Below are 23,473 nucleotides of genomic sequence, written 5' to 3'. Positions count from 1 at the left end.
GCTTGGCCGTCCGGACACCGGACCCGATACGGGACACACGAGACATAGGAAAAGCCCCTTTTTGCCGGGGCTTTTCCCTTTTCAAGGGAAAAAGAGAAACCCATTGTTTTCAAAAAACAGCAGAAGAGGAAGGAGCAAAGGCCATGGAGCTGCCGGTAGGATTCAAAGAACGGATGGAAGGTTTTCTGGGAACAGAGGAGGCCGGAGAGCTGTTTGCCCAATATGAGCAGGAGGGGCGGCATCTGGCCCTGCGGGCCAACACCCTGAAGATCACGCTCCAGGAACTGCGGGAGGTTTTGCCCTTTCCTCTGACGCCGGTGGAATGGTGCCCGGAAGGGTTTTATTACGAAGAACCGGCCCGGCCCGGGCTGCATCCCTTCCACGAAGGGGGCCTTTACTACATCCAGGAGCCTTCCGCCATGGGGGTGGGAGTGCTGGCCGGAGCCAGACCGGGAGAACGGGTGCTGGATCTGTGCGCCGCCCCTGGGGGCAAGGCCACCTATCTGGCCGCCGCCATGGAAAACCAGGGGATCCTGGTGGCAAACGAGATCCATCCCGCCCGGGCCAAGGTGCTCAGCCAGAACATGGAGCGCATGGGGGTGACAAACGCCCTGGTGTGCAGCATGGCCCCCCAGGATCTCCGGCGGCATCTGCCCGGCTTTTTCCACCGGGTGGTGGTGGACGCCCCTTGCAGCGGCGAGGGGATGTTCCGCAAAAGCCCGGCCGCTCTGGAGCAGTGGAGCATGGACAACATCCGCCTGTGCCGCAGCCGCCAGATGGAGATCCTGGAGCAGGCCGATGCTTTGCTGGCCCCGGGCGGGGTGCTGGTCTATTCCACCTGCACCTTTGCCCCGGAGGAAAACGAGGGCACGGTGGCGGCATTCCTGGCGAATCACGACTACACCCTGGAGGACGCCTGCTTTTTCCCCGGTTTCGACCGGGGAAGGCCGGATTTTTTAGGGGGCGGGGAGGAACTGCGGAAAACCGCCCGGCTCTGGCCCCACAAAATCCGGGGCGAAGGGCATTTCATGGCAAAGCTGCGGAAAGCGGGGGAAGGGGCGGCGGCCCTTCTGCCGGAAGAGCCGGGGGTGAAGGCCCCCCGGGAGTGGCTGGAGTTCTGCCAGAGCGCCCTGCCGGACTTCCCGGAGAAGGAAGGGCGGCTCTGTCTGTTTGGCAGTGAGCTTTATCAGATGCCGGAGGGCACGCCCCAGCTGAACGGGCTGCGGGTGCTGCGGCCCGGGCTGCATCTGGGCACTTTGCGGAAGGGACGGCTGGAGCCGGCCCACGCCCTGGCGCTGGCTCTGCCCCGGGGCGAAAACGGGGTGGCTCTCTCTTTGGAGGACAGCCGGGCGGAGGCATTTCTCCGGGGCGAAGCCATCCCCTGGCAAGGGGAAAACGGCTGGCAGCCGGTGCGCCTCATGGGCTTCCCCCTGGGCTGGAGCAAGGTCTCCGGCGGCCAGGCCAAAAACCATTATCCCAAAGCATTGCGGCGGTCCCGTGTCGGGACAGCCGTTCCTGTCTCCGGTGGGGATGCGCCGGAGGCCCCCGTGCTCCGGGTGTGATAAACCATCACCCGGAAGGGGCTATTGTGCAATCCTGGCGGCGTCCAAAGAAAAAAAGCTCTCCTTCTCAGGAGGGCTTTTTCTTTTGGGCCGGTCCGGCAATAGAACCAGGCCGGTTGTGTCCACTTAAGCAAAGAGAGGAACGACTGTCCGGGCACCGGACCGCTTCCGCGCTGGATTATAGAACCAAGTGAAAAGCAAAAAACTCCCCCATCGGGGGAGTTTTTTGTTATCCACTCGGGGTGGCCGGTTGTATGTCGAGCAGCAAAGACGGCTCCCTTGTGCAAAGGGAGCTGTCGGCGAACGCCGACTGAAGGATTGAGGGCACTTGGCTGACGATGCCCACGCCCGGCGGCTGGTATCATTCACCACACTGGCTGCCGTCAATCCCCCCTGACCGTCTGCGACGGTCTGTCCCCCCTTTGCACAAGGGGGGCTGCGGCGAGCCGCCGCTCCCAAACTGCGCTTCCGCGCTGGGCAAGCGGCGTGACGCCGCGAACATACTCTCCCCGGCTGTATGGGTTGCGGGCCTCGGTGCTCCGGCTCCGCCGGAAGGGGCTATTGTGCAATCCTGGCAGCGTTCAAATAAAAAAGCTCTCCTGAAAAGGAGAGCTTTTTTCTTTTAGCTTGGTTGTGTTGCCCAGCGCGGGAGCGCAGTATGCCAGCGGAGGCACTCCGCACGAAAAATACCGTTTGGAAGTGATAAGGTGAAGGGGAAAGGAGATGAGAAAAATGAACTGGGGAGAAATCAAACAGGCCGTGCTCCACAAGCTGGACGGGCCTGACCAGGACCTGGCGGAAGAATACAAAAGCCGGATGATCCCCGCGGCCAACGAGGGCCTGTACCTTCTGGCCACCGGCGGAAAACCCATCTGCCGCCAGGAGGAAGTGGAGGTGACCGAGGACACACCCCTCTTGCAGCTTTCCTCCCTGCCTTGCTGCTGGGAGCTGGACCGGCTTTATCAGCATCAGGAGGAAGGGCTCCGGCCCATCGGCTCCTATGTGCGCCAGGGGGATACCCTGATTTTGGCCCCCGGCCGCTACCAGGTGGCTTACTGGGCCCTGGAGGAGCCGGTGACCGGGGACACCCCCGACGACCACACCTTCACTTTGGCCCCGGAAGCCCTGTCCCTTTTGCCCCTCTACATCGCCTCCCAGCTGTACAAGCACGACAATGCCCAGCTGGCCGTGATCTGGCGCAATGAGTTCGAAAGCGGCCGGGACCTTTTGCAGCTGAACCACCGGGAGCGGCGGCGTCAGCCGGGAACGGCGGAGTTTGAAAGCCTGCCTTGGGCAGGGTGGGGAAGGGGGCAATAACAAATGGCCCAATTCAAAGTACCCTCCCAGCCCAAAATGTACCAGACCCGCTACGCCCGGTTCCGGGGGGTGGACTTTTCCACCGACCCGGCCCTGGTGGACCCCAGCCGCTCCCCCTTTGCCCCCAACCTGGTGTCCGATGCCGGCGGTATGCCGGAAAAACGCCCCGGCTGGCGCACCCTCTTTCAGTTGAATAAACCCATCAACGGCATCTTCGAATGGGAGATGGCCGGGGAGCCTTATCTGGTCATCCACGGCGGCGACACCATCTACACCTGGAAGCAGGTGGAGGGAGAATCCCCCCGGATCATCTGGCAGGGGCTGAGCAGCGCCCGCTCCCGGGGCTTTGCCATGGACGGGGCCTTTTACCTGCTCACCGGCAAAGAGCTGATGCGCCTGCGGGAAAACAAGGAGGAAGGGCCGCTGCCCTGGTGCGAACGGGTGAAGGAACACGCCTATGTGCCCCTCACCTCCATCGGCCGCAGCCCCCGAGGGGCCGGCACCGATTACGAAGCCTGCAATATGCTGACCAAACGCCGCCGCAACAGCTTCTGCTGCGACGGCTCGGCCCGGGACTATTACCTGGACGGGGTCATCAGCGATCTGGACACCATCACCTGTACCCTGGATGGGGAGAAGATCACCCAATTCATGGTGGACGAAAACCGGAAATTCATCCGGTTCAACACCGCGCCTCCCAAACCCCAGGTGGCCGGGCGGGATAACCTGGAGATCGCCTTCGATGTGACCGATCAGGCCAGTATCATCGAAGAGTGCACCATCTGCTCGGTGTTCGCAGGCTGCGCCTTCCTCAGCGGCAACCCGGGAAAGCGTTCCTTCGATTACCGCTCGGGCTATGGCGACCCCACCTATTTCCCCGACCTGGGCTATACCCGGGTGGGCAGCGATACCCCCATTATGGGCTATTGCGCCATCGGCTCCTACCAGGCCGTCGTCAAGGCCCCCTCCCAGCAGGAGGCCACCGTCTATCTCCGCCAGGAGAGTCTGCTGGACGGCAAGACCATCTACCCGGTGCGCCAGGGCGTCAGCGGCGTGGGGGCCGTGTCCCCCTATGCCTTCGCCACCTTGCTGGATGAACCGCTGTTTCTCTCCCCTCAGGGGGTGTTCGGTCTGTGCACCAGCAGCGTCAGCGAGGAAAAGGCGGTGCAGAACCGGAGCTATTTCATCGACAGCGCCCTGAAAGGGGAGAACGGGCTGGAAAATGCTTCGGCCACGGTGTGGCGGGGGCTGTATGTGCTGGCCCTGGGAAATAGGTGCTACCTGCTGGACGGCGGCCAGGAAAAATCCTGGCGCAGCCAGAGCATGGGGGACTATGTGTACGAGTGCTATCACTGGGAGAATATCCCGGCCCGGTGCATCGCCGCCCGGGGAGAGGATCTGTTCTTCGGCACCGAGGATGGCCGCCTCTGCCGGTTCAGCACCGATGTTCCGGGCATGGAACGCTATAGCGACGATGGAGTCCCCATCCCCTGCGCCTGGAGCACCAAGGCCGACGACGACGGCAGCTTCACCCAGTACAAAACCATGATGCGCCGGGGAAGCGGCATCATGATCAAGCCTTATCTGCGAAGCAGTGTAAAGGTGAACATCCGTACAGAAAAAGACCTGGGCCGGGACCTTTCTTACAGCACCATGGACATCTGGAGCTGGGATGAACTGGATTTCAGCCGCATGGATTTCACCGAAAACGACGCCCCTCGGGTGGTGCCCTTCGGCTCCCGGGTGGGCCGGTACCTCACCTTGCAGATCACCGTGAAAAACGACGGGCTCAACGAGGGCTTCGGGGTATACGGCATCGTCAAGCGCTTTACCAAGGAAGGGAATGTGAAATGAAAGGAGCGAGAGTATGTTGGAAGAACTGAAGATCCTGGAGCAGGACTATGCGGGCAAGGATGTGGCCTCGGCCCCCGACCGGCTCACCGGTGAGCCACAGGAAAACAAGCAGGTGTTCGACCGGCTGGTGAAGGAAGTGGTGGCCCAGCGGTTCAACGCCCTGCTGGAGGCCCTGATGGCCGAAACCGGGGCCGGGGAGATCGGCGCCGCCCTGGGAATGACGCTGGACAATGCCCCTTTGTCGGAAAATATCCGGGCGCTGCGCCTCAACGGCGACGGCCAGATGGAAGTGACAAAGGACGGTTCCCATTGGGTGGCCGCCTCCTCCGGCGGACACCTGGTGCTGGATGCCGAGGGGAACATCCTGCCCCAGCGGGGCCGGCTGCGCTTCACCCAGAGCCGGGTCACCGACGAAAACGGGGTGACGGTGGTCCACGGCATCCAGGGCGTCCAGGGGGAACAGGGCATCCCCGGCCCCCAGGGCCCCACAGGAGCACAAGGCCCGGAAGGGCCGGTGTTCGTGCCCCGTTTAAACAGCGCAGGCATCCTGTCCTGGAGCCTGCAAAGCGATCCCCCCGCCCCGGCGCCCCAAAGCATCCGGGGGCCCCAGGGCCCTCAGGGGGAGAAGGGGGAAACCGGCGCCCGTGGTCCGGAAGGGCCTATGGGTCTCACCGGTCCCCAGGGGCCCCAAGGCCCGGAAGGACTGCGCGGCCCCCAAGGCCCTCAGGGCGAGCGAGGGGTGCAGGGCATCCAGGGCGAGCGGGGCATCCAGGGGGAAACCGGCCCCCAAGGCCCCGCAGGGGAACCGGGAGAGAGGGGGCCCCAGGGCCCTCAGGGAGAAAAGGGCGAGCAGGGCCTCCAGGGCCCGGCGGGAGCCGATGGCCGCAGCTTCACCGTGCTGGCCCGGTATGACACCCTGGAAAATCTGCAAAGCGCCCATCCCGCCGGCTCGCCGGGGGATGCCTATGCCGTGGGAAGCGCTCAGGAGAACACCATTTACATCTGGCAGGAAGACGGGGCACAGTGGCAGGAGCTGGGCCCCCTCCAGGGGCCTCAGGGCATCCAGGGGGAGACCGGCCCCCAAGGCCCCCAGGGCGAGCCGGGGGCCGACGGTGCAGACGGGGCCCAGGGCCCCCAGGGTCTCCAAGGCCCTCAGGGACTCCAGGGAGAACGGGGCCCTCAAGGGGAGACCGGCCCTCAGGGAGAACGGGGTACCACGGCCTATGAAAGCGCCCAGGCCGGAGGATATGAGGGCAGCGAAAGCCGGTTCCAGCAGAGCCTGGCCGCCATCGAGCAAAAGGCCAACCGGGCTGCTTCTCCCACGGCGGGGCATCTGGCCGCTCTGGATCAGGAGGGCAACCCCACAGACAGCGGCCTGACCCCGGAGGACTGGAAGAGTTACACTCTGGAAGCCTTGTTGGGCACGGACTGGCAAGGGGAAGGGCCTTACACCAAGCAGGTGGCCGTGGAGGGCTTGAGCGCCAGCCATGAGCCTTTGGCCGATGTGGTACTCACCGGCACGGTGGACACAGACCGGGCCCGGCTGCAAGCCTGGGGCCTGGTGGGCAGGCTCTGGACGGAAGAGGGGGTGCTCCAGGCGGTGTGCTACGACAAAAAGCCCACCGTGGAGCTGCCTTTGAAACTGCGGATCGTGAGGTGACAAGATGGGAGAATGTATGATTTTGCGGCGGAATGGCGCCTATACCGGCACCATGGCCGGTCAGCCGTTGGGCTTCAAAGCGGTGTCCAACCGGATCGGCACCATCGACCTGAGCTGGACCACCGTGCCCGAGGACACGGCCTATGCCGCCCTGCGGGTGGTGCGGCGGGATGACCGGTTCCCCAAGGACGAATACGACGGGAAAGTGATCTATGAAGGGCCGGGCAGCAGCTGCACTGACGAGGGCCTGACTCCGGGGGCCGCCTACTATTACCGGGCCTTTGCCCGCAGCAAGGACGGGGTGTATCAGAATTCCTACTGCCAGGTGACCGGCATCGTGCGGGAGACCCAGCCGCTGATCCTGATGAAGGTGGGGGACATCGTGCGCATCAAGGAGAATGGCGCATGGCAGGAGTATGTGGTGGCCCACCAGGGCTATCCCCACCGGGCGGGGGGAAATACCCTGCTGCTGCGCCGGGATGTGGCCGGCCGCCGCGCCATCGCCTCCACCATGCAGAACGAATACAACGGTTCCATGGCCGATTCCTGGCTGTCGGGGGCCTTTCTCCCCACGGTGGACAGCGCTGTTTCCGCCAAGATCCCCACCTGTCAGATTCCCTATACCGGCGGCGGTGAGCACGCCCCGGGCTATCTCCAGCGCCAGGTTTTCCTGCTCTCGGCCACCGAGCTGGGAGGCGGGGAAGAGGGAATGGGCACCGAAGGCACCCTTGTGGATCTGTTCCGGACCGATGAATGGCGCATTTCCAATTTCCAGGGCGCGCCCTATCTGTGGGCCACCCGCTCTCCCGACACCCGGGGTGCAAACCAGTTCTGGACGGTGGACACGGCCGGCACACTTGCATCCAAAACGGCGATCACCACCTGCGGAATGCGTCCGGCCTTCACCCTGCCGGGGGATGCCTTCGTGGTGGATATGGAAGGGCATCTGCTGGAAGCACCCCTGTAAAACAAAACATCTTGACACCAATTGATACAAAAGGAGGAATACCATGGCATATCAGAAATTGGGCAGTTTTGACGACGCCTATATCAAGCAAAGCAGCCCCAGCTCCTATCAGCAGATCCAGGCGGCCAAAAGCGCCTGGGAGGCGGCCAACGCCGCCGGAGACCGGGCCGGGATGGACGCTGCCCATCAGGCGGCCGAGAGCATCCGGGCGGCCTATGGGTATAGCGGCGGCGTGGACGGCAGCCAGTATCTGTCCAATGCCTACGCCCCCATCCGCAGCCAGTACATGGACGCGGCCAATGCCGCCGCCGAGGCCTACCGCCTGGCGGCCCGGCAGGGGGCCGGTCAGCTGGAAGCCCAGCGGCCCCAGATCCAGGCCGACTACGACGCCCTGGCCAAACAGACCTACATCAACTACATGAAGGAGAAGCAGAGTTTGCCCGAGACCATGGCCAAGCTGGGCATCACCGGCCAGGGGGCCGCCGAAAGCACCGCCGCCAGCCAGAGCAGCCAGTACCAGCGGAATGTGCTGGAGGGTGAGCTGGCAAGGCAGGAAGCATTACAGGGCTTGAACAACCGGATCAATGAGCTGCATCAGCAGGGCGAGCTGCAGGCGGCCCAGACCCAGGCGGACATTCTGATGAGCCTGGCCCAGGGGTATCCGGATTTCCTTGAGAGCCAGCAGAAGTGGGAGTACAAACGGGCCCGGCAGCAGGCCGCCCAGAACCAGCAGGCCTGGGAGAACAGCCAGCAGGAATGGAAAAACCAGCAGCAGATCCGGGAGCAGCAGCTGGCGGCCCAGAAGGAGGCCGCCGATCAGCAGCAGGCCGCCTTCAACCGTCAGCTGGCGGCGGCCAAGATCCTGGCCCAGTACGGGGACTTCTCCGGCTATATTTCCCTGGGCTTCAACGAGGACCAGATCGCCCAGATGCGCAGGGCCTGGCAGATGCAGCAGCTGCAAAAGTAAGGGGGTGGCATGATGGTGACTGTATTGCTGTTTGCGGGCGTCCTGCTGGGCGCCCTGGGGGCGGTGTTCTGCTACCGGCTGGGGCTGGTGGAGGGCAGCCGCCTTGCAAGGGAGGGCCGGCTGGAACGAAGTCCCTCCCCCGAAGAAAAAGAAAAAGGACGCCTGGGGCGTATTCTGCGGAACATCGACCGCTATGACGGCACCGGCCGGCGTCAGGAAAGGGTGGAATAAATGAGAAAGAGCGAAAAAATGACCGCGGCTCTTCTGTGGCGCTGGTACACCCGGGGGGATGAGCACCACCGGATGCGGGGCCTTTATGAAAAGACCAAGAAGGCCCACCGGTTCTTCCGGGGGGAACAGTGGTATGGCGTGGAAAGCGGCGGGGAGGAACTGCCTTTTTATAACTTTATCCAGCCGGTGGTGGAGCACAAGGTGGCAAGTGTCTGTATGAACACCATGAGCATCCAGTATGCGCCCATGGAGCACGCCGGTGCTCTGGGGCCCGGGGCCGCCCCGATCTGCCAGAGGCTCACCGCCTATGCCGCCCGCCAGTGGGAGCGGCTCAAGATGGACAAGCTGTGCTGGGAAGTGGTGAAAAACGCCTGCATCGCCGGAGACAGCTATCTCTATTTCCACGACGGGGACTGCCAGGCCCAGGTGGTGGACACCTGCGACCTGTTTCTGGGGGATGAAACCTGCCCCGATGTGCAGAAGCAGCCCTATTTGCTCATCGCCCGCCGCCAGACGGTGGGGGAGGTGCGGAAGGCGGCCCGGCGGTATGGCCTGGGGGAGGCAGAGGTGCAGTCCATCGTCCCCGACGACGGCCCCCTGGACCGGCAGGAGCGGGAAGAGGAATGGGAGCACAGTGACACCCGGGAGGAAGAACAGCTGTGCACCACTCTTCTGGCTTTCTGGCGGGATGAGGACGGGGTGGTCTGCTGCACCCGGGGCACCCGGGATGTGCTCTACCAGAAGCCGGTGCGTCTTTATGGCGGCGGCCGTGGGCTGAGCCTGTATCCCATTGCCGCTTTCCGCTGGATGGGCCGCCGTGGCTCGTCCCGGGGGGATGGGGAGGTCACTCCCCTCATCCCCAACCAGATCGAAACCAACAAAATGCTGGCCCGGCGCCTGATGAATGCCAAAATGACCGCCTTTTCCCGGCTGGTCTATAACGCCGACAAGGTGCTGAACAAGGAGGCCCTGGAAGAGGTGGGGGCGGCCATCAAGGTGCGGGATATGCAGGCCAATGCCGTCACCGACATCGTCAGCTATCTGGGGGCGGCGCCCATGTCCCCCGACGCCCAGGCCCTGGCCCAGGAGCTGGTGCAGCAGACAAGAGATCTGGCCGGTGCAGGCGATGCCGCACTGGGCCAGGTCAACCCGGAAAAGGCCAGCGGCGCCGCTATCATCGCCGTGCGGGACCAGGCGGCTCTGCCCCTCAACGAGCAGATCGCCGATTTCCGCCAGTTTGTGGAGGATGTGGCTTCCATCTGGTTTGAGCTGTGGGCGGCCTATTATCCCGCCGAGCTGAGCCGGGGGATCTACGCCCTCTCCGGGGAGGAGCTGCGGCGGCTGCGGGTGGAGATCCGCATCGATGTGTCCCCCAACAGCCCCTATTCCCGCTATGCTCAGGAGCAGGCCCTGGAGAATCTGTTCCAGAAGGGGGTCATCACCTTTGAGGAGTATGTGGCCGCTCTGGATGAGAACGCCGCCGCTCCCAAGCAGAAGCTGGAGGATATCATCCAGGCCCGCAAAGCCAGGAGTTCAGAGACAGAAACATCTTTGAAAAAATGATTCAATAAAAAAAGTCTTGCTCCGAAGCTAACCAGTTATAAGGGGCGGAAAAAATCGTCGATAACCTACGATTTATAGACAGTACACCGCACTATTCTTATGACAAACAATCGAAAAACGGAGAAAACGCACTATCTTTACGGATAGTGCGTTTTCTTATGCCCGGAAGAGGTCAAACTATGAACGAAATTACTTTCGACTATTTCTACGGCGGCGAGTCCGAGCAATTCAGCTATTACCGCATCCCTCGTCTGCTTGTCACCGGTCCGCAGTTCCGCAAACTGTCCACGGATGCAAAGCTGCTGTATGGGCTGATGCTGGACCGTATGGGACTTTCCGCGAAAAACGGCTGGTATGACGAAAACGGCAAGGTGTTCATCTACTACGCTATGAGCGAGATCCAATGTGACCTGAACTGCGGGCATGATAAAGCGATCAAAATGCTTGCCGAACTGGACTGCGGCAAAGGTATCGGGCTGATCGAGCGTGTCAAGCAGGGACAAGGCAAGCCGGCACGCATCTATGTCAAGCGGTTTGTAACGACTGCAATCCCGTCAAAGCCGGAGCCACAAGCCGCCGTTTCTTCCAGAGTTCCCGAAAACCGCAGTCAAGACTTCGACTTTCCAGAAGTCCAGACTTCGGATTTTCCGAAGTCAAGAAGTCGGGAAATCCGAAGTGCAGACATCGGAAAAACCGACCCTAATTATAATAATATAATCTATCCTGATAGGAGTTATCTTTACCCATCTATCCATCCATCAGAGCGAGCTGTGCCGGATATGATAGATCGACGCGAATGCAGAGAAGAGATCAAAGAAAGCATTGAGTACAATGCGCTTCGCACGGAATATCGCATCGATGAGTTGGAGGAGATCGTGGATTTGATGACGGATGTTCTATGCAGCACTCGTCCCACCTTGCGGATCGGTGGAGAAGAGTTATCGACCGAGGTCGTCAAGGCTCGCTTCTGGCGTCTGGACCAGTCGCATATCGAGTATGTGCTGGACCGCATGAAAGCGACTACAACAAAGATCCGTAACATCCGAGGGTATCTGCTGACAGCTCTGTACAATGCGCCCACAACGATTGGGCATCATTTTCAGGCAGAAGTACAGCATGACCTATATGGGCAATAGCGTCTGGGGGTGAAAAAAGTGAATATTGCCTGCACCTAATGCGTCCCAAGTTGGGACGCATTTCTCATTTGGAGCCAAAAGGAGGATGTGAATATGCCAAATGACCCTAATGTGAAAGTAAGCGACAACAAAGTCCCACCCGCCCCTGCACCGAAGAAACCGGAAGCACCGGCAAAACCTGCGGACAGCAAGACGGCCCCCGCTACGGAGTCGAAAAAGCCGGATGCCCCCGCAAAAGCCGCAGACATCAAAGCCACCCCGACTGCTGAGGTGAAGAAACCGGAGACGCCGACAAAACCGGCAGACAGCAAGACTACGCCTGCCACCGAGCCTAAGAAGCCGGATACTCCTGCGAAGCCTGCGGACAGCAAAGCTGCCCTGACTACGGAGCAGAAAAAAACGGATACTCCCGCAAAAGCCGCAGATGTCAAAGCCACCCCGACTGCCGAGGTGAAGAAACCGGAGACGCCGACAAAACCGGCAGACAGCAAGACTACGCCTGCCACCGAGCCTAAGAAGCCGGATACTCCTGTGAAGCCTGCGGACAGCAAAGCTGCCCCGACTGCGGAACAGAAAAAAACGGATACTCCCGCAAAATCCGCAGATGCCAAAGCCGTCCCGACTGCCGAGGCAAAGAAACCGGAAGCACCGGCAAAACCAGCAGACAGCAAGACTACGCCTGCCACCGAGCCTAAGAAGCCGGATATTCCTGCAAAGCCTACAGACAGCAAAGCTATCCCGACTGCGGAACAGAAAAAGCCGGATATTCCTGCAAAGCCTACAGACAGCAAAGCTATCCCGACTGCGGAACAGAAAAAGCCGGATACTCCCGCAAAACCCGCAGATGCCAAAGCCGTCCCGGATACTGAGGTGAAGAAACCGGAATCGCCGGCAAAACCGGCAGACAGCAAGAATGTACCTGCTACCGAGCCGAAAAAGCCGGACACTCCTGCCAAGACCACAGCAATCAAAAATCCCAACCTCTCCGCTGTCGATCCGCCGAAAGGCGTGAAGATCACGCAGATCTTTTCAGACCGGCTGGAGAAACCGGATGATAAGGCGCTGCATGACCTCCCCATCCCCAAAGAGGGCGAGGCGTTTTCCATGCGCCTGCACCCTGCGTATTTTTATGACTTCCTGGAGCATCCGTTCACGGTCAACCGCGAGGTGGATGACTACAAGGAATTGTATGACTCCATCAAGCAGAACGGCATCAATGAGCCGGTCAAGGCAAGACCCAGAGCACAGGGCGGTCTGGAACTGCTGTCCGGTCATCGCCGTCATGACATTGCCATGCAGCTCAATTATCCTGTCCCTGTCGTTATCGTGCAGATGGACGACGATACTGCCCGCATTGAAGTGGTGGATGGTAATCTGCATCGGCAGGATATTCCCACTTCGGAACTGGCACGTGCGGCAAAGATGAAAATGGAGGCATTGGCGCGCAAGGCTGGCCGCCGCTCCAAGATGGAGCAGCTTACCTCCCCGCAGAAGCGCACCGATCAGATCGTGGCAGAGGACATGGGCATGAGCCGCAATCAGGTCAACCGTCTTGTCCGCATCGACTCACTGGTGCCGGAACTGAAAAAGCAGGTGGACGATAAAAAACTGCCGTTCAATACGGCGGTAGAGCTGTCCTACCTCAAGCCGGAGGAACAGGGCGAGGTCGTGGACTTTATGCGCAAGGAAGAGGTCGTCCCCTCTATGGCGCAGGCGACGAAGCTGAAAGAGGTCAGCAAGGCGGCGCAGGAAGCGGAAAAGAAAGCCGCGAGATCCGAGCCGCCGAAAGCACCGTTCACCCCAACAGCCGCGCAGACGCCATCCACTTTCAAGCAGCCGGTCAGCGAGTCGCCCAAGCCGGCCCCGGTGGACGCCAAAAAGATCGCTTCCATCGTCAAGCCGAAGGCAGAGCCGGAGCAAAAGTATGTGTTCACCAGTAGCGAACTGAAGGAGTATTTCCCTGGAGACCGGCAGCCCACCGTTGCGGAGGTCAAGCGCAAGGTGTTCGACGCACTGGATCAGCAAAAGCGTATTGCAGAGCGGGAACGCTCCAAAGCCGCACTCAAGGATTCCCTGCACAGTCGGTAAATACAGGTCGTCAGCGTCCGTCAAGGGCGCTTTTTTCATATCAAAATCCAGAAAGGAGCAGTCTATTGAATGTTTTGATCGTGGAACCCAACACGGTCCCCTATGAGAAAGAGATCAACGGTCTGGAGGAAATGCAGGAAGTTGTCGGCGGTCTCATCACCGCGATCTATCCCTATGAAGATCGGGTCGCGCTGGTCGCAAATGATGAGGGCATTTTGCTGGATATGCCATTCAACCGCAGCGTAGAAAATGGCTACGGCGGCATCTTCGGCACATTCTTCGTATGCGGCTTGACCGAGGATGACTTCGGCTCACTGACGCCGGAGCAGGTCAGGACCTACAAGGAGAAATTTCGATTTGCGGAGATACTGGTCGGCGTCCATGACAATACACCCATCACGCTCAAAGTCCCGGCGCTCCCCAAAGAGAAGCCGCCCAAACAGCAGGAGCGTCATACGCCGCCCGGCAAAGACCGATGAAAAAAGACTATCCCACAGCGGCAGAACGGCTCAAGGAGCTGACCGATCAGCTGGAAGCCGGGGTCCGGGAGGTGTTCACGAGCGACCGCTATCTGGCTTATCTGAAAACAATGTCCAAATTCCATCGGTACAGCTTTGGAAATGTGCTGCTCATCGCCATGCAATGCCCCTCCGCGTCCTGCGTGGCCGGGTTTCACGCCTGGAAGAAGAACTTTGGCCGCACCGTGAAAAAGGGCGAGAGGGGCATCCGTATTTTAGCACCCTGTCCGTACACCCGCATGGTCGAGACCGAAAAGATCGACCCGTATAGCAAGCGGCCTGTCCTGGATGCGTCCGGTGCACCGGTCAGGGAAACGGTGCTGGTCCATAAGCAGGCGTTCCGCCCTGTTACCGTCTTTGACATCAGCCAGACCGAGGGCAAGGAGTTGCCGACGCTCGGTATTCGGGAACTGACCGGCGATGTTGCGCAGTATGACCGCATCATCGTCGCAGTCACCGCCCTTGCGCCGGTCCCTGTTCGATATGACGCTGCCATTTTGCAGGGCGTATCCAAAGGCTGCTACAGCCATTTGGAGCAGTGCATCTACATCAGACCGGATATGAGCCAAACACAAACGCTAAAAACGCTGATCCATGAAACGGCGCACTCCATGCTCCATGCCGCCACAGTCGAAAACGGAGAGATCACAGAAACCGTGAAAAAGGACCGACACACTCGCGAAGTCGAAGCGGAGAGCATAGCGTATGTGGTGTGCCGGCATTTCGGGATCGACACGGCGGAGTATTCCTTCGGCTATATCGCCGGTTGGAGCAAGGACCGTGAGCTACCGGAACTGCGGTCCGCGCTGGAGTGCATCCGCAGCACCGCGGCCGGACTCATTGACGGCATCGAAAGCCGCTGCCCGGAGCTGCTCCCGCCGGAGCCAATCACAGAAGAAAAATCAAGACCAGAAAGAAAACAACGATAGGAGGCAAAGCCTATGAACAAGATCAACGCAGCGATCACCCGTATGGAGGAGGTCGAGATCTTCGGCATCCCCGCCCTGTTCACACCGAAGCGGATCAGCCGCGATACCCTGCACTTGCAGCTTTTCTGCTATGAGATGCAGGCGCAGCTTGGTGAGGTCGAGCCGTTCATCCTGACCGACCATGCGGAGCAGGAGTTCTACGGCACGGTGCTTTCGCTGTTCCCCATCGACCTGACGCCGGATGGCAGGCGTCCCATCTTCTTCGGGGATTTCCGCTCGGACATTGGGGAGGGCAGCTATACGCCTGCCGAATTTGAAGAAAAGTATCTGTCTCCGTACTTTGAGCCGGAACAGGCGGTGCGGTATGGAAAAGACTGACCTTGCCGCATTCCTCTCTGAGATCGTTTCAGAGAACACGAAGCACTACGCGGAGGATCTGCAATATGACATCAGGCGTCTGTTCCATGCGGCGAAGAAACCCAATATAGAGGATAAGTCCTTTTACTGGATGAGCCGCCCCAACGGCACTTGGTGCGTCAAGGAGCGGAATGTCTTTCTGCAAGGCAGCAGCGAGCATAGCATCTGGATGTATTATGGATATGAAGCGGAAAAGATACGCGCTTACCGCATCGTCGTGACCGGCATATCGCACGACGGCACAGCGGTCTGCGGCAAGGTATATCCGCTGGACTATGCCGGGCAGCTTGCCCGGATACAGCGGTCCGCTATGCCCATCGAAGCGGTGGAACTACATTTTGCGGACGGTCATGCCGAGAGCGTTCCGTTTTCAAGATGGCCGCAGGAAACACATCACGACCCGGCACCGGAGTACATCCGGTTTCTGCCGAAAAGCGAAGCGGAGCTGACCGCCGCCATCCTGCTGGAGCATCGCTGTCAGGCAGGCAAAGGGAAAAAGACTCCGGGAAAACCGCTGAAAACGCACACCCGGTAGAGGCGCCCCTCCAACGCCGCCTTTGGCGGTGTTGGAGCAGCAAGTACGGCATTTGTGCCACAAACGCCACTTGTTAGGGTGTCCCCTAATACCCCGTTTTGAAATGCGTCCCGACTTGGGACACATTATTATACCGATCAAGGAAAGGAAGATGCCATGCGGACACGCCACAACTGTGTTGGTCTGTGGCTCAGTGATGCCGAGCACGCCCATCTGAAGCAGCAGTGCCGCGTCACTGGACTGAACGCCAACACATATCTTCGCAAACTCATCATGGCGGAAAATCTTCGCCCGCGTCCACCGGATACCTATGCGGCGCTCCTGCGTGAACTATCGGCGATCGGCAATAACGCCAATCAGATCGCTTATTGGGCGAATGCCCGCAAAAGCATATCCGAGCCGGAGCTGCAACAGGCGATCGCACTTCTGCGCAAGGCGCATCAGAAGATCAAGGAGTCGCTGTGATGGCGTATGACAAGATCATCCCTGTCACATCGAGGCTGGATCACTGCATGGACTATGTGCAGAACCCGGAGAAAACTGACCTGTCTATGGTGCTGGACTACATCTCCGACGAGGAAAAAACCATAGGTGTACTGGTGGACGGCATCAACTGCGATTCCCAGACCGCCTATGCGGAAATGCAGGCGACGAAACGGCGCTGGGGAAAATGCGGCGGCGTCCTCGGATACCACCTCATCCATTCCTACGCGCCCGGCGAGGTCACGCCGGAACAGGCTCATGCCATCGGCATGGAATTTGCCCGCCGATTGCTGGGAGAGCGATACGAGGCGGTCGTCGCAACACACATAGACCGGGAGCACCTGCATTGTCACATCCTCTTTAACTCTGTGAGTTTTGTAGATGGACGCAAATACCGCAATCAGCTTCGGGATTATTATGGCGATATTCGCGGCATCTCCAATGAGGTCAGTGCGGCGCATGGTCTATCGGTTATCCAAACGGACACAGGCGGAAAGCATTATGCGGAATGGAATGCGGAACAGACCGGAAAGCCGACTATTCGTAACCTGATACGGAGGGACATCGACAGTGCCATCGGAGCAGCTTTCACCATGAAAACCTTCTGGGCGGAACTGGAGCGCATCGGCTATGAGGTGAAGCGCGGCAATGTGAAGCACATCGCCCTGAAGCCGCCCGGCGGAACACGCTTTATCCGCTTATCCAGTCTGGGCAGTGGTTATTCTGAGGATGAGATCAAGGAACGGCTCTCTGACATCCGCACCGGGCAGAGAAAGGAACCCCTCTCACGCGCCCCGGCGCGAAGGAAACGATATGTCGTTATCGGCAAGGCGCCGGCCCGTCCGCGCAAAAAGCTGAAAGGCTTTGCGGCGCTGTATGTGCGCTACCTGTATTTGCTGGGCGTCCGCAGGCCATACAAGAAGCGCGTGTCAGTCCCGTTTGCGGTGCGGCAGGAGGTCACGAAGCTGCACCGCTACCAGCGGCAATTCCGATTCATCCGGCAGAACCATATCGAGGATGCCGGTCAGCTGACCGAGAAAACCGAAGCACTGAAAAACGAGATCGACGCACTGATCGTTCAGCGCAAGGAACTGTATCGTGAAAAGCGGAAAGGAGGCGATGCAGAGCATGAGATAGCAGACATCAACGCGCGGATGCGCCTGCTTCGGCGGGATCTGTGGAACTGCCGGAAAATCGCTGAGGACAGTCCCCGTATCCAAGCGCAGATGGAAGCGCTCCGCGCAGAGCAGCAGAAACAACAGACAACACAGGAAAAGGAGGCCAACGATCATGGATGTAAGTGGCGAAGCCGCTGATCTGGTCGCACGGGAAGGGATCCAGGCAAGCGAGACTGCCATCAAGCTGGCGGCGACCGGTCTTAAAAATGTAGCCGCGCTGCTTCTTGCCCTTGCCCGCGCCAATTATAAGGTCAAGGGGCAGACCAGCGCAGACCGGCTCCAGCGGGAAGGCGTCCCCGCTGAAATGCTGCAAATCAAAATAGAGGATATTCCGAGATTCCGAACGCTGGCAAAGGAGTTCGGCGTGCTGTATTGCATTGCGCAGAAAGACGGCAACAGTGACGGACTTGCCTATGTGATCTCCAATCAGAACTATGCGGCAAAGCTGAACGCCGTATATCAGGAGCTCGGATACCCGCTTCCCGAAAAGAGCACGGAGGAACCCGCTCTAAAAAAAGAGCCGTCCCGTGCTCCACAAGAGAGATCCTCGCCAGAGCACGGGAATGGCTCGAAAACGCCGATGACAAATGAACGGTCATCCGTCAAAGCAAGACTCGCCGCCCACCAAGCGGCATTGGACGGGATGAAGAAAAGCGCACCTGTAAAGCACAGAGAATTGACACGATGAAAAGGAGGAATCATTATCGCAAATCTTGCAGACCTGATCAGCCGGAAGGCGCAAAATGACGAGCAGTGGAAAATGGAACGGCAGGCAGACCGGGAGAACCTCTCCGCCATGCAGGACGCCGCCATTGCTCAGATCGCAGAAAGTCCGGAGCATTACGCCCGTTATCTGGAGGTGCAGGGAGATAATCCGCTGTACAGTCCCGGCAATGTGATCCTTGCTATGACGCAGAATCCCGGTATCACGACCTTTGGCACAAAGGAAAAATGGCGGCTGGAGGGCCGCAGCGTATCAGACGCGGAGCGTCGGAATGGCGTGCAGATCTTCAGCCGCGGCTCTTTTGGCAAGGGCTTCATCGTGACTGAGGTCTATGACATCAGTCAGACCTATGGCAAAGAACCCAAGTCCATCCAGCTTCAGGATGGGACACCGGAAATGGAACGGGCGCTCGCCACGCTGCTCAATTACGCGGCAGTGCCGGTAAAAGCGGACGAAGCAATGGATGCCCCTGCCTATTATGATGAGCAGAGTATGGAATTGTATATCAATCCGGCCAGTACCGATACGGAAGCCTTTGCCGCCATCGCCGCAGAGGTGGCGCACAGCCGTTTTCACAGCAAAGGCCGCAATCAATTTTACAACCGTGCCGAATGCAGCATCGACGCGCAGAGCGTTTCCTTTTTGCTGTGCCGTCGCTTTGGCGTCGAATGTGAATTGCCCAATCTCGCTGCCCTTGCCGAAGCATATAACGGATGGTCACCGCAGGAAGTGCGGCAGGCTCTCGACAGCATTCAGGAAATGAGCAAGAAGATCGGCGGTTCCATTGAACAGGCAGTTTCGCCGCAGCAGCACACGCGCAGCGCGGCACAAAAGCGAAACTCCTATGCCCGATAAACTACGGGAAACAGCATAGAAATCGGGCGGTGTCATTCCCCGCGGGGAGGGTATTCCGCAGTCCGATTTCCGTCAAGGCCGGACGATTGCTTACGCAATCGCCGCGAGCCGACCAGCCTGCGGACTGGCCGGACCTTGACAGAAACCGGCTCTGCGAAATATCGGTGATCAAGGGGATGACACCCCAAAAGCCTGCTGACGCAGGCTTTTGCCATACTGGGGAACGCTGCGCAGACCGGAAGCGCAGTGCAGCCCCTCGACCTGCGCTGAAATGCGTCCCAACTTGGGACGCATTTCTCATATATCAAACAAAATCAAGGAGGAAATCTATGACGAAACAGAAAAACGGGAAAAGAATCATCGCGCTTCTGCTGACGCTGGTCATGTGTGTGGGGATGCTCCCCACCGCCTTTGCCGCGCAGCAGAACAGCTACCATGACCCCGCCGAGCACTGGCTCACCGCCAGCAACCGCACGAACGAACTGGATGTCAACGCTGTGGTGACGCATGAAACCTTCAACTGCGGCGTTTGCAATAAGCAAACTTCGTTCACCGCATGGCGTGTCCCGGAATATACGCGGGACGGTAAAACGGCGCTGACCCGCAATGTGCTTTATTCAGACGGCACGATGGTCGGCGGCGAAGGAAAGGGCAGCATTTTGGACGGCACGCCCGGACAAAACGCCTACTACACCGGTTATCACTGGACAAAGGCGATGTGCGACACCTGCGGCACCATGAACAGCAACGGCAGTATCAACGGCTACGGCTTTGGCCGCAATGTGTACAACCTCTACGACTGTGCGCCGGAGTTCATGGAGGAACTGGACAAGACCGTTTCCTACGAATACACGGACGCTACCTACCACACCATCACGACCAAAGGCGGCTCTTACTGCTGCTTCTGTTACGGTACGATCTATGACACAAGTTCCAAGCTGGAGCGTCACAATATGGTGACGGAAGTCCTGCCCCAGCCCGCAAACGGCCGCTTCGCAACGGTGGAGAAATGCAGCCTGTGCGATTACGCCCGCTATGACTACACGGCGGCCAAGGCGGTCATCGCGGACTATTACGGCGTGGTGGACGGCAAGCCCCACACCATCACGGTCAGCGACCTCTCCGAATCCGGTGTCCGCACCTCTATCCGCTACGGCAATTCCGCTGACTCCTGCACCATGACCTCCGCGCCCAACTACACAGAGGAAGGTCAATACATGATCTACTATGAGATCACCTACACCTACAAGGGCAAGGAAATGACCGAGAATGGCGTAGCGAAGGTCTGGCTGCGGGATGAAACCGCCAAGGATGATGGCTCCTGTGCCTGCGGCTGCGGCGATCCCAACTGCGGCTACCAAGACAAGAACTGCGGCGGCAACTGCTGCACGGACAAGGGCTGCGGCAAGGCGCATCATTTCACCCTGCTGGACAGCGTGAAGGCAGGCTGCACCTCCCTCGGCTATGACCGCTATCTCTGCACGGACTGCGGCAAGATCGAAAAGCGCGACTATGTGGACTCCCTCGGTCACGCCTGGCAGAGCATCGTCATCCGTGACGCCACCTGCGAAACGGACGGCAAGCTTCTGGAATTGTGTTCCCGCTGCGGCCAGATGAAGCAGACTGCCACCCCCAAGGGTGAGCATACCTATGAGACCTACACCGTGGCTGCCACCTGCACCAGTCCCGGCTACACCGTCCGCGAGTGTTCCGTCTGCGGAGATCGTCACATCGAGGACATCACCTCTGTGCTGCCCCATAATTACGAATCTCATGTCATTGCCGCTACCTGCGAAAACGGCGGCAAGACCATCCATCGCTGCGACGGCTGCGGCAGTTCCTTTGTCACAGACTATACGGACTCCCTGGGTCATAGCTGGGATAAGGGCACCCTTGTCACCAACGCCACCTGCACCGGCGAGGGCGTGATGGAATACCGCTGCACGCGCTGCGGCTATCACCGCATCGAGGGCAATGACGCAGCAGGTCATGTCCCCGGCGATGCCGCCACCTGCACCCAGCCGCAGCTCTGCACCAAGTGCGGCGCGGTGCTGAAAAACGCGCTGGGGCACGATTACAAGTCCGAAGTGACCGCCCCCACTTGCACGGAGATGGGCTACACCACCAATACTTGCACCCGCTGCGGCGATACTACCAAGACCGATTACACCGAGCCTGTCGGTCATAAACCCGGCGATTGGATCATCGACAAGGAGCCGACTACCGATTCCGAGGGTAGCAAGCACAAGGAGTGCGAGAACTGCGGCGAGAAGCTGGAAACAGCAGAGATCGAGAAAATTTATAACAGCGGCACCACGGACAGCAAGGGCGAAGCCGTTGTAGGCGGCTACCTTGTGACCGTCACGGATACCGACACCAAAAATCCCGTGGCGAACGCCACCGTCGCGCTCCACAAGGATAACGCCATCTCCCTCCGCTTGCCGAACAGCCGCCTGCTGGACTACGCCGATCAGACGACCGTGACGGTGCAGCTTGTCAAAGACAAGAGCGCTGTGCCGGAGATGAGCATTGCCGTTACAGACAAGAATGACAACTATGCCTCCGGCAAGACGGATAAGGCTGGTCAGATCACCGTCCCCACCGGAAGCGGCATGACGGGTGAGGACGGTAAAACGACCATCGGCTACGAGGACGCGGACGGCGAACGCTGGACGCTGACCGTCAAGGTCATCCGCACGGACACGAAGCGTCCCATCTCCGGCTGCGAGGTGTCCATCGGCAAGACCGGCAATATTACGGTCAAGCTGCCGGACGGCACGGATCTGGACGCCAAGCATCAGGTGACGGTCATCGTGACCGACCACAAAAAATCTCCCCAGCAGGGCAAAAATGTTACGGTCAAGGGCGATTTGAACCAAACGGAAAAGGGCAAGACGGATAAGAACGGTGAGCTGACCGTACCCGCAGTGGAGCAGACCGAGCGCCACGGTGTTTATATCGTCGGCTACACGGACGGCACCTTCGGCCCCAGCCGCAGCATGACTCGCGCGGAAGCTGCTGCGATCTTCGCAAGACTGCTTGCGGAGAAAAACGGCGATACCATCTCCACGGCTGCAAATACCAAGTTCACGGACATTCCGGCTCACGCATGGTACTCCGGCTATGTGAAGTACCTTGCGAACAACGGTGTCACCTACGGCAAGAGCAAGACCGTCTTTGCGCCGAATGACGCCATCACCCGCGCCGAGTTCACCACAATGGCGGTCCGCTTCTTTGATGTGTACGGCAGCGGTGATGCGGAGATCATGGAGCAGTTTGGCGGCTTCAACGATGTTTCTTCCGGCTATTGGGCGGCGGAGTACATCAAGTACGCGGCGCTCCACGGCTGGATCAACGGCTATGGGGACGGCTCGTTCCACGCAGACCGCGAGATCAACCGCGCCGAAGTTGTCACCATCGTCAACCGCCTGCTGGGACGCGAGGCGGATGAGGACTACATCGCGGACAACCTCCGCAGGCTCAACACCTTCCCGGATGTCAGCCGCAAGCATTGGGCGTATTACGCCGTTATGGAAGCCGCCAACGCGCACACCGCTGTGCTGGGCGAGAGCGAAAGCTGGAGCAAGTAAATCACGCAGGGTTCTTTCGGAAATGCGTCCCAAGTTGGGACGCATTTCCGGTTTTAAGGAGGGATCAATAGGAGACAGAATCATGATTGGCGCAGCGCTTTACCGGTATGGGCAGTTTTTTCGGTCGTGATCCTTTGGTTAGGCGCTCTGGCCGCTGGAGCCTACGAGGACGGAATGAACCTGATCGACTTTATGGGGCGGTTTGCTGAGTCGATGGAGCGTCCGTTCTCTGTCCGCTGGACAGAATACACGCCAAAATTCATGCTGGGCGCCATGCTGCTGTATCTGTGCGGGATATGCCTGTATGCGTCCACCCGCCAGAATAAGCGCCCCGGCGAGGAGCATGGCTCTGCCCGCTGGGGCAGCGTCCGTGCGCTGGACCGGAAATACCGGGATAAACGGCCGGAGAACAATGTCATCCTGACGAAGCATCTGCAAATGGGTCTGGATGGCCGCAAGCATCGGCGCAATCTGCTTCAGGTAATCGTCGGCGGCTCCGGCTCCGGCAAAACACGCTTTGTTATCAAGCCGAACATTTACCTCGCCAACACCAGCTATATCGTCACCGACCCAAAGGGCGAGGTGGCACGCGCCGCCGTCCCGCTGCTGCTCCGCAAGGGCTATGAGGTGCGTATTTTCGACCTGATCGATCCGGCAAGGTCTGATCACTACAATCCGTTCCGATACATTCGCAGAGATGCGGATGTATTTCGACTGATCGACAACTTCATCAAAAACACCACGCCTAAAAACTCTCACAACTCAGATCCTTTCTGGGAAAGTGCGACTCGTTCGCTGGCGGTAAAAAGTCAGCGGACAAACAACAAAATACCGTTGTTTGGATAACTGGTAACTCGACAGGTGGAATGACGGGGTAACGCCCTGAAACGCCTGCCCTC

Annotated in this window: 20 protein-coding genes; all 20 read left to right on the top strand. The window is 59.4% G+C overall.

Annotated features, from left to right (window positions below; genetic code table 11):
* Nucleotides 1–143: 143 nt before the first annotated feature.
* The 20 genes from KQI26_RS11975 (at nt 144) to KQI26_RS11880 (ending at nt 23,420) form a co-directional block, all read left to right on the top strand.
* The gene (locus tag KQI26_RS11975; RefSeq protein WP_216504609.1) at nt 144–1,562 is read left to right on the top strand and encodes an RsmB/NOP family class I SAM-dependent RNA methyltransferase; all 1,419 of its coding nucleotides are present in this window, start codon (nt 144–146) and stop codon (nt 1,560–1,562) included.
* A 732-nt stretch (nt 1,563–2,294) separates the two neighbouring features.
* A complete protein-coding gene (locus KQI26_RS11970) occupies nt 2,295–2,879 on the top strand; it encodes a hypothetical protein (protein ID WP_216504608.1) in 585 nt (194 codons plus the stop codon).
* A 3-nt stretch (nt 2,880–2,882) separates the two neighbouring features.
* The gene (locus tag KQI26_RS11965; protein ID WP_216504607.1) at nt 2,883–4,733 is read left to right on the top strand and encodes a hypothetical protein; all 1,851 of its coding nucleotides are present in this window, start codon (nt 2,883–2,885) and stop codon (nt 4,731–4,733) included.
* A 13-nt stretch (nt 4,734–4,746) separates the two neighbouring features.
* The gene (locus KQI26_RS11960; protein ID WP_216504606.1) at nt 4,747–6,393 is read left to right on the top strand and encodes a collagen-like protein; all 1,647 of its coding nucleotides are present in this window, start codon (nt 4,747–4,749) and stop codon (nt 6,391–6,393) included.
* Nucleotides 6,394–6,397: 4 nt separating this feature from the next.
* The gene (locus KQI26_RS11955; RefSeq protein ID WP_216504605.1) at nt 6,398–7,360 is read left to right on the top strand and encodes a DUF6273 domain-containing protein; all 963 of its coding nucleotides are present in this window, start codon (nt 6,398–6,400) and stop codon (nt 7,358–7,360) included.
* Between the two features lie 43 nt (nt 7,361–7,403).
* A complete protein-coding gene (locus KQI26_RS11950) occupies nt 7,404–8,327 on the top strand; it encodes a hypothetical protein (protein ID WP_216504604.1) in 924 nt (307 codons plus the stop codon).
* Nucleotides 8,328–8,339: 12 nt separating this feature from the next.
* Nucleotides 8,340–8,558, top strand: coding sequence for a hypothetical protein (locus tag KQI26_RS11945; protein WP_118747854.1), 219 nt, complete (start codon nt 8,340–8,342; stop codon nt 8,556–8,558).
* Nucleotides 8,559–10,121, top strand: coding sequence for a hypothetical protein (locus KQI26_RS11940; protein ID WP_216504603.1), 1,563 nt, complete (start codon nt 8,559–8,561; stop codon nt 10,119–10,121).
* A gap of 179 nt (nt 10,122–10,300) precedes the next feature.
* A complete protein-coding gene (locus tag KQI26_RS11935) occupies nt 10,301–11,257 on the top strand; it encodes a DUF6017 domain-containing protein (RefSeq protein ID WP_216504602.1) in 957 nt (318 codons plus the stop codon).
* Between the two features lie 93 nt (nt 11,258–11,350).
* Nucleotides 11,351–13,345 carry a ParB N-terminal domain-containing protein gene (locus KQI26_RS11930; RefSeq protein WP_216504601.1) on the top strand — a complete coding sequence of 665 codons (1,995 nt, stop codon included), beginning with the start codon at nt 11,351–11,353 and terminating at the stop codon, nt 13,343–13,345.
* A 65-nt stretch (nt 13,346–13,410) separates the two neighbouring features.
* On the top strand, nt 13,411–13,824 hold the full coding sequence (locus KQI26_RS11925; RefSeq protein WP_216504600.1) for a DUF3846 domain-containing protein: 414 nt from the start codon (nt 13,411–13,413) through the stop codon (nt 13,822–13,824).
* A complete protein-coding gene (locus tag KQI26_RS11920; protein WP_216504599.1) occupies nt 13,821–14,792 on the top strand; it encodes an ArdC family protein in 972 nt (323 codons plus the stop codon). The genes KQI26_RS11925 and KQI26_RS11920 overlap by 4 nt, the downstream gene beginning before the upstream one ends.
* Before the next feature lie 12 nt (nt 14,793–14,804).
* Nucleotides 14,805–15,170: an LPD28 domain-containing protein gene (locus tag KQI26_RS11915; RefSeq protein WP_216504598.1), complete on the top strand. Its 366-nt coding sequence runs from the start codon at nt 14,805–14,807 to the stop codon at nt 15,168–15,170.
* Nucleotides 15,157–15,744, top strand: a complete 588-nt coding sequence (locus KQI26_RS11910) for a hypothetical protein (RefSeq protein WP_216504597.1) — start codon at nt 15,157–15,159, stop codon at nt 15,742–15,744. The genes KQI26_RS11915 and KQI26_RS11910 overlap by 14 nt, the downstream gene beginning before the upstream one ends.
* A 156-nt stretch (nt 15,745–15,900) precedes the next feature.
* On the top strand, nt 15,901–16,209 hold the full coding sequence (locus tag KQI26_RS11905) for a MobC family plasmid mobilization relaxosome protein (RefSeq protein ID WP_216504596.1): 309 nt from the start codon (nt 15,901–15,903) through the stop codon (nt 16,207–16,209).
* Nucleotides 16,209–17,543, top strand: a complete 1,335-nt coding sequence (locus tag KQI26_RS11900) for a relaxase/mobilization nuclease domain-containing protein (RefSeq protein ID WP_216504595.1) — start codon at nt 16,209–16,211, stop codon at nt 17,541–17,543. The genes KQI26_RS11905 and KQI26_RS11900 overlap by 1 nt, the downstream gene beginning before the upstream one ends.
* On the top strand, nt 17,518–18,093 hold the full coding sequence (locus tag KQI26_RS11895; protein WP_216504594.1) for a DUF3801 domain-containing protein: 576 nt from the start codon (nt 17,518–17,520) through the stop codon (nt 18,091–18,093). Before KQI26_RS11900 ends, KQI26_RS11895 begins: the two co-directional genes overlap by 26 nt.
* A gap of 72 nt (nt 18,094–18,165) precedes the next feature.
* Nucleotides 18,166–18,984, top strand: a complete 819-nt coding sequence (locus KQI26_RS11890; RefSeq protein ID WP_216504593.1) for a hypothetical protein — start codon at nt 18,166–18,168, stop codon at nt 18,982–18,984.
* Nucleotides 18,985–19,313: 329 nt separating this feature from the next.
* Entirely contained in the window at nt 19,314–22,574 is a 3,261-nt protein-coding gene (locus KQI26_RS11885; protein ID WP_216504592.1) for an S-layer homology domain-containing protein, read from the top strand.
* Nucleotides 22,575–22,748: 174 nt separating this feature from the next.
* Complete coding sequence (locus tag KQI26_RS11880) at nt 22,749–23,420, top strand: type IV secretory system conjugative DNA transfer family protein (RefSeq protein WP_216504591.1); 672 nt, start codon at nt 22,749–22,751, stop codon at nt 23,418–23,420.
* Nucleotides 23,421–23,473 lie beyond the last annotated feature (53 nt).

The sequence above is a fragment of the Intestinimonas sp. MSJ-38 genome (assembly GCF_018917925.1).
In the GTDB taxonomy this organism is placed as follows: domain Bacteria; phylum Bacillota; class Clostridia; order Oscillospirales; family Butyricicoccaceae; genus Pseudobutyricicoccus.
This window is presented reverse-complemented; position numbering and strand designations above follow the sequence as displayed.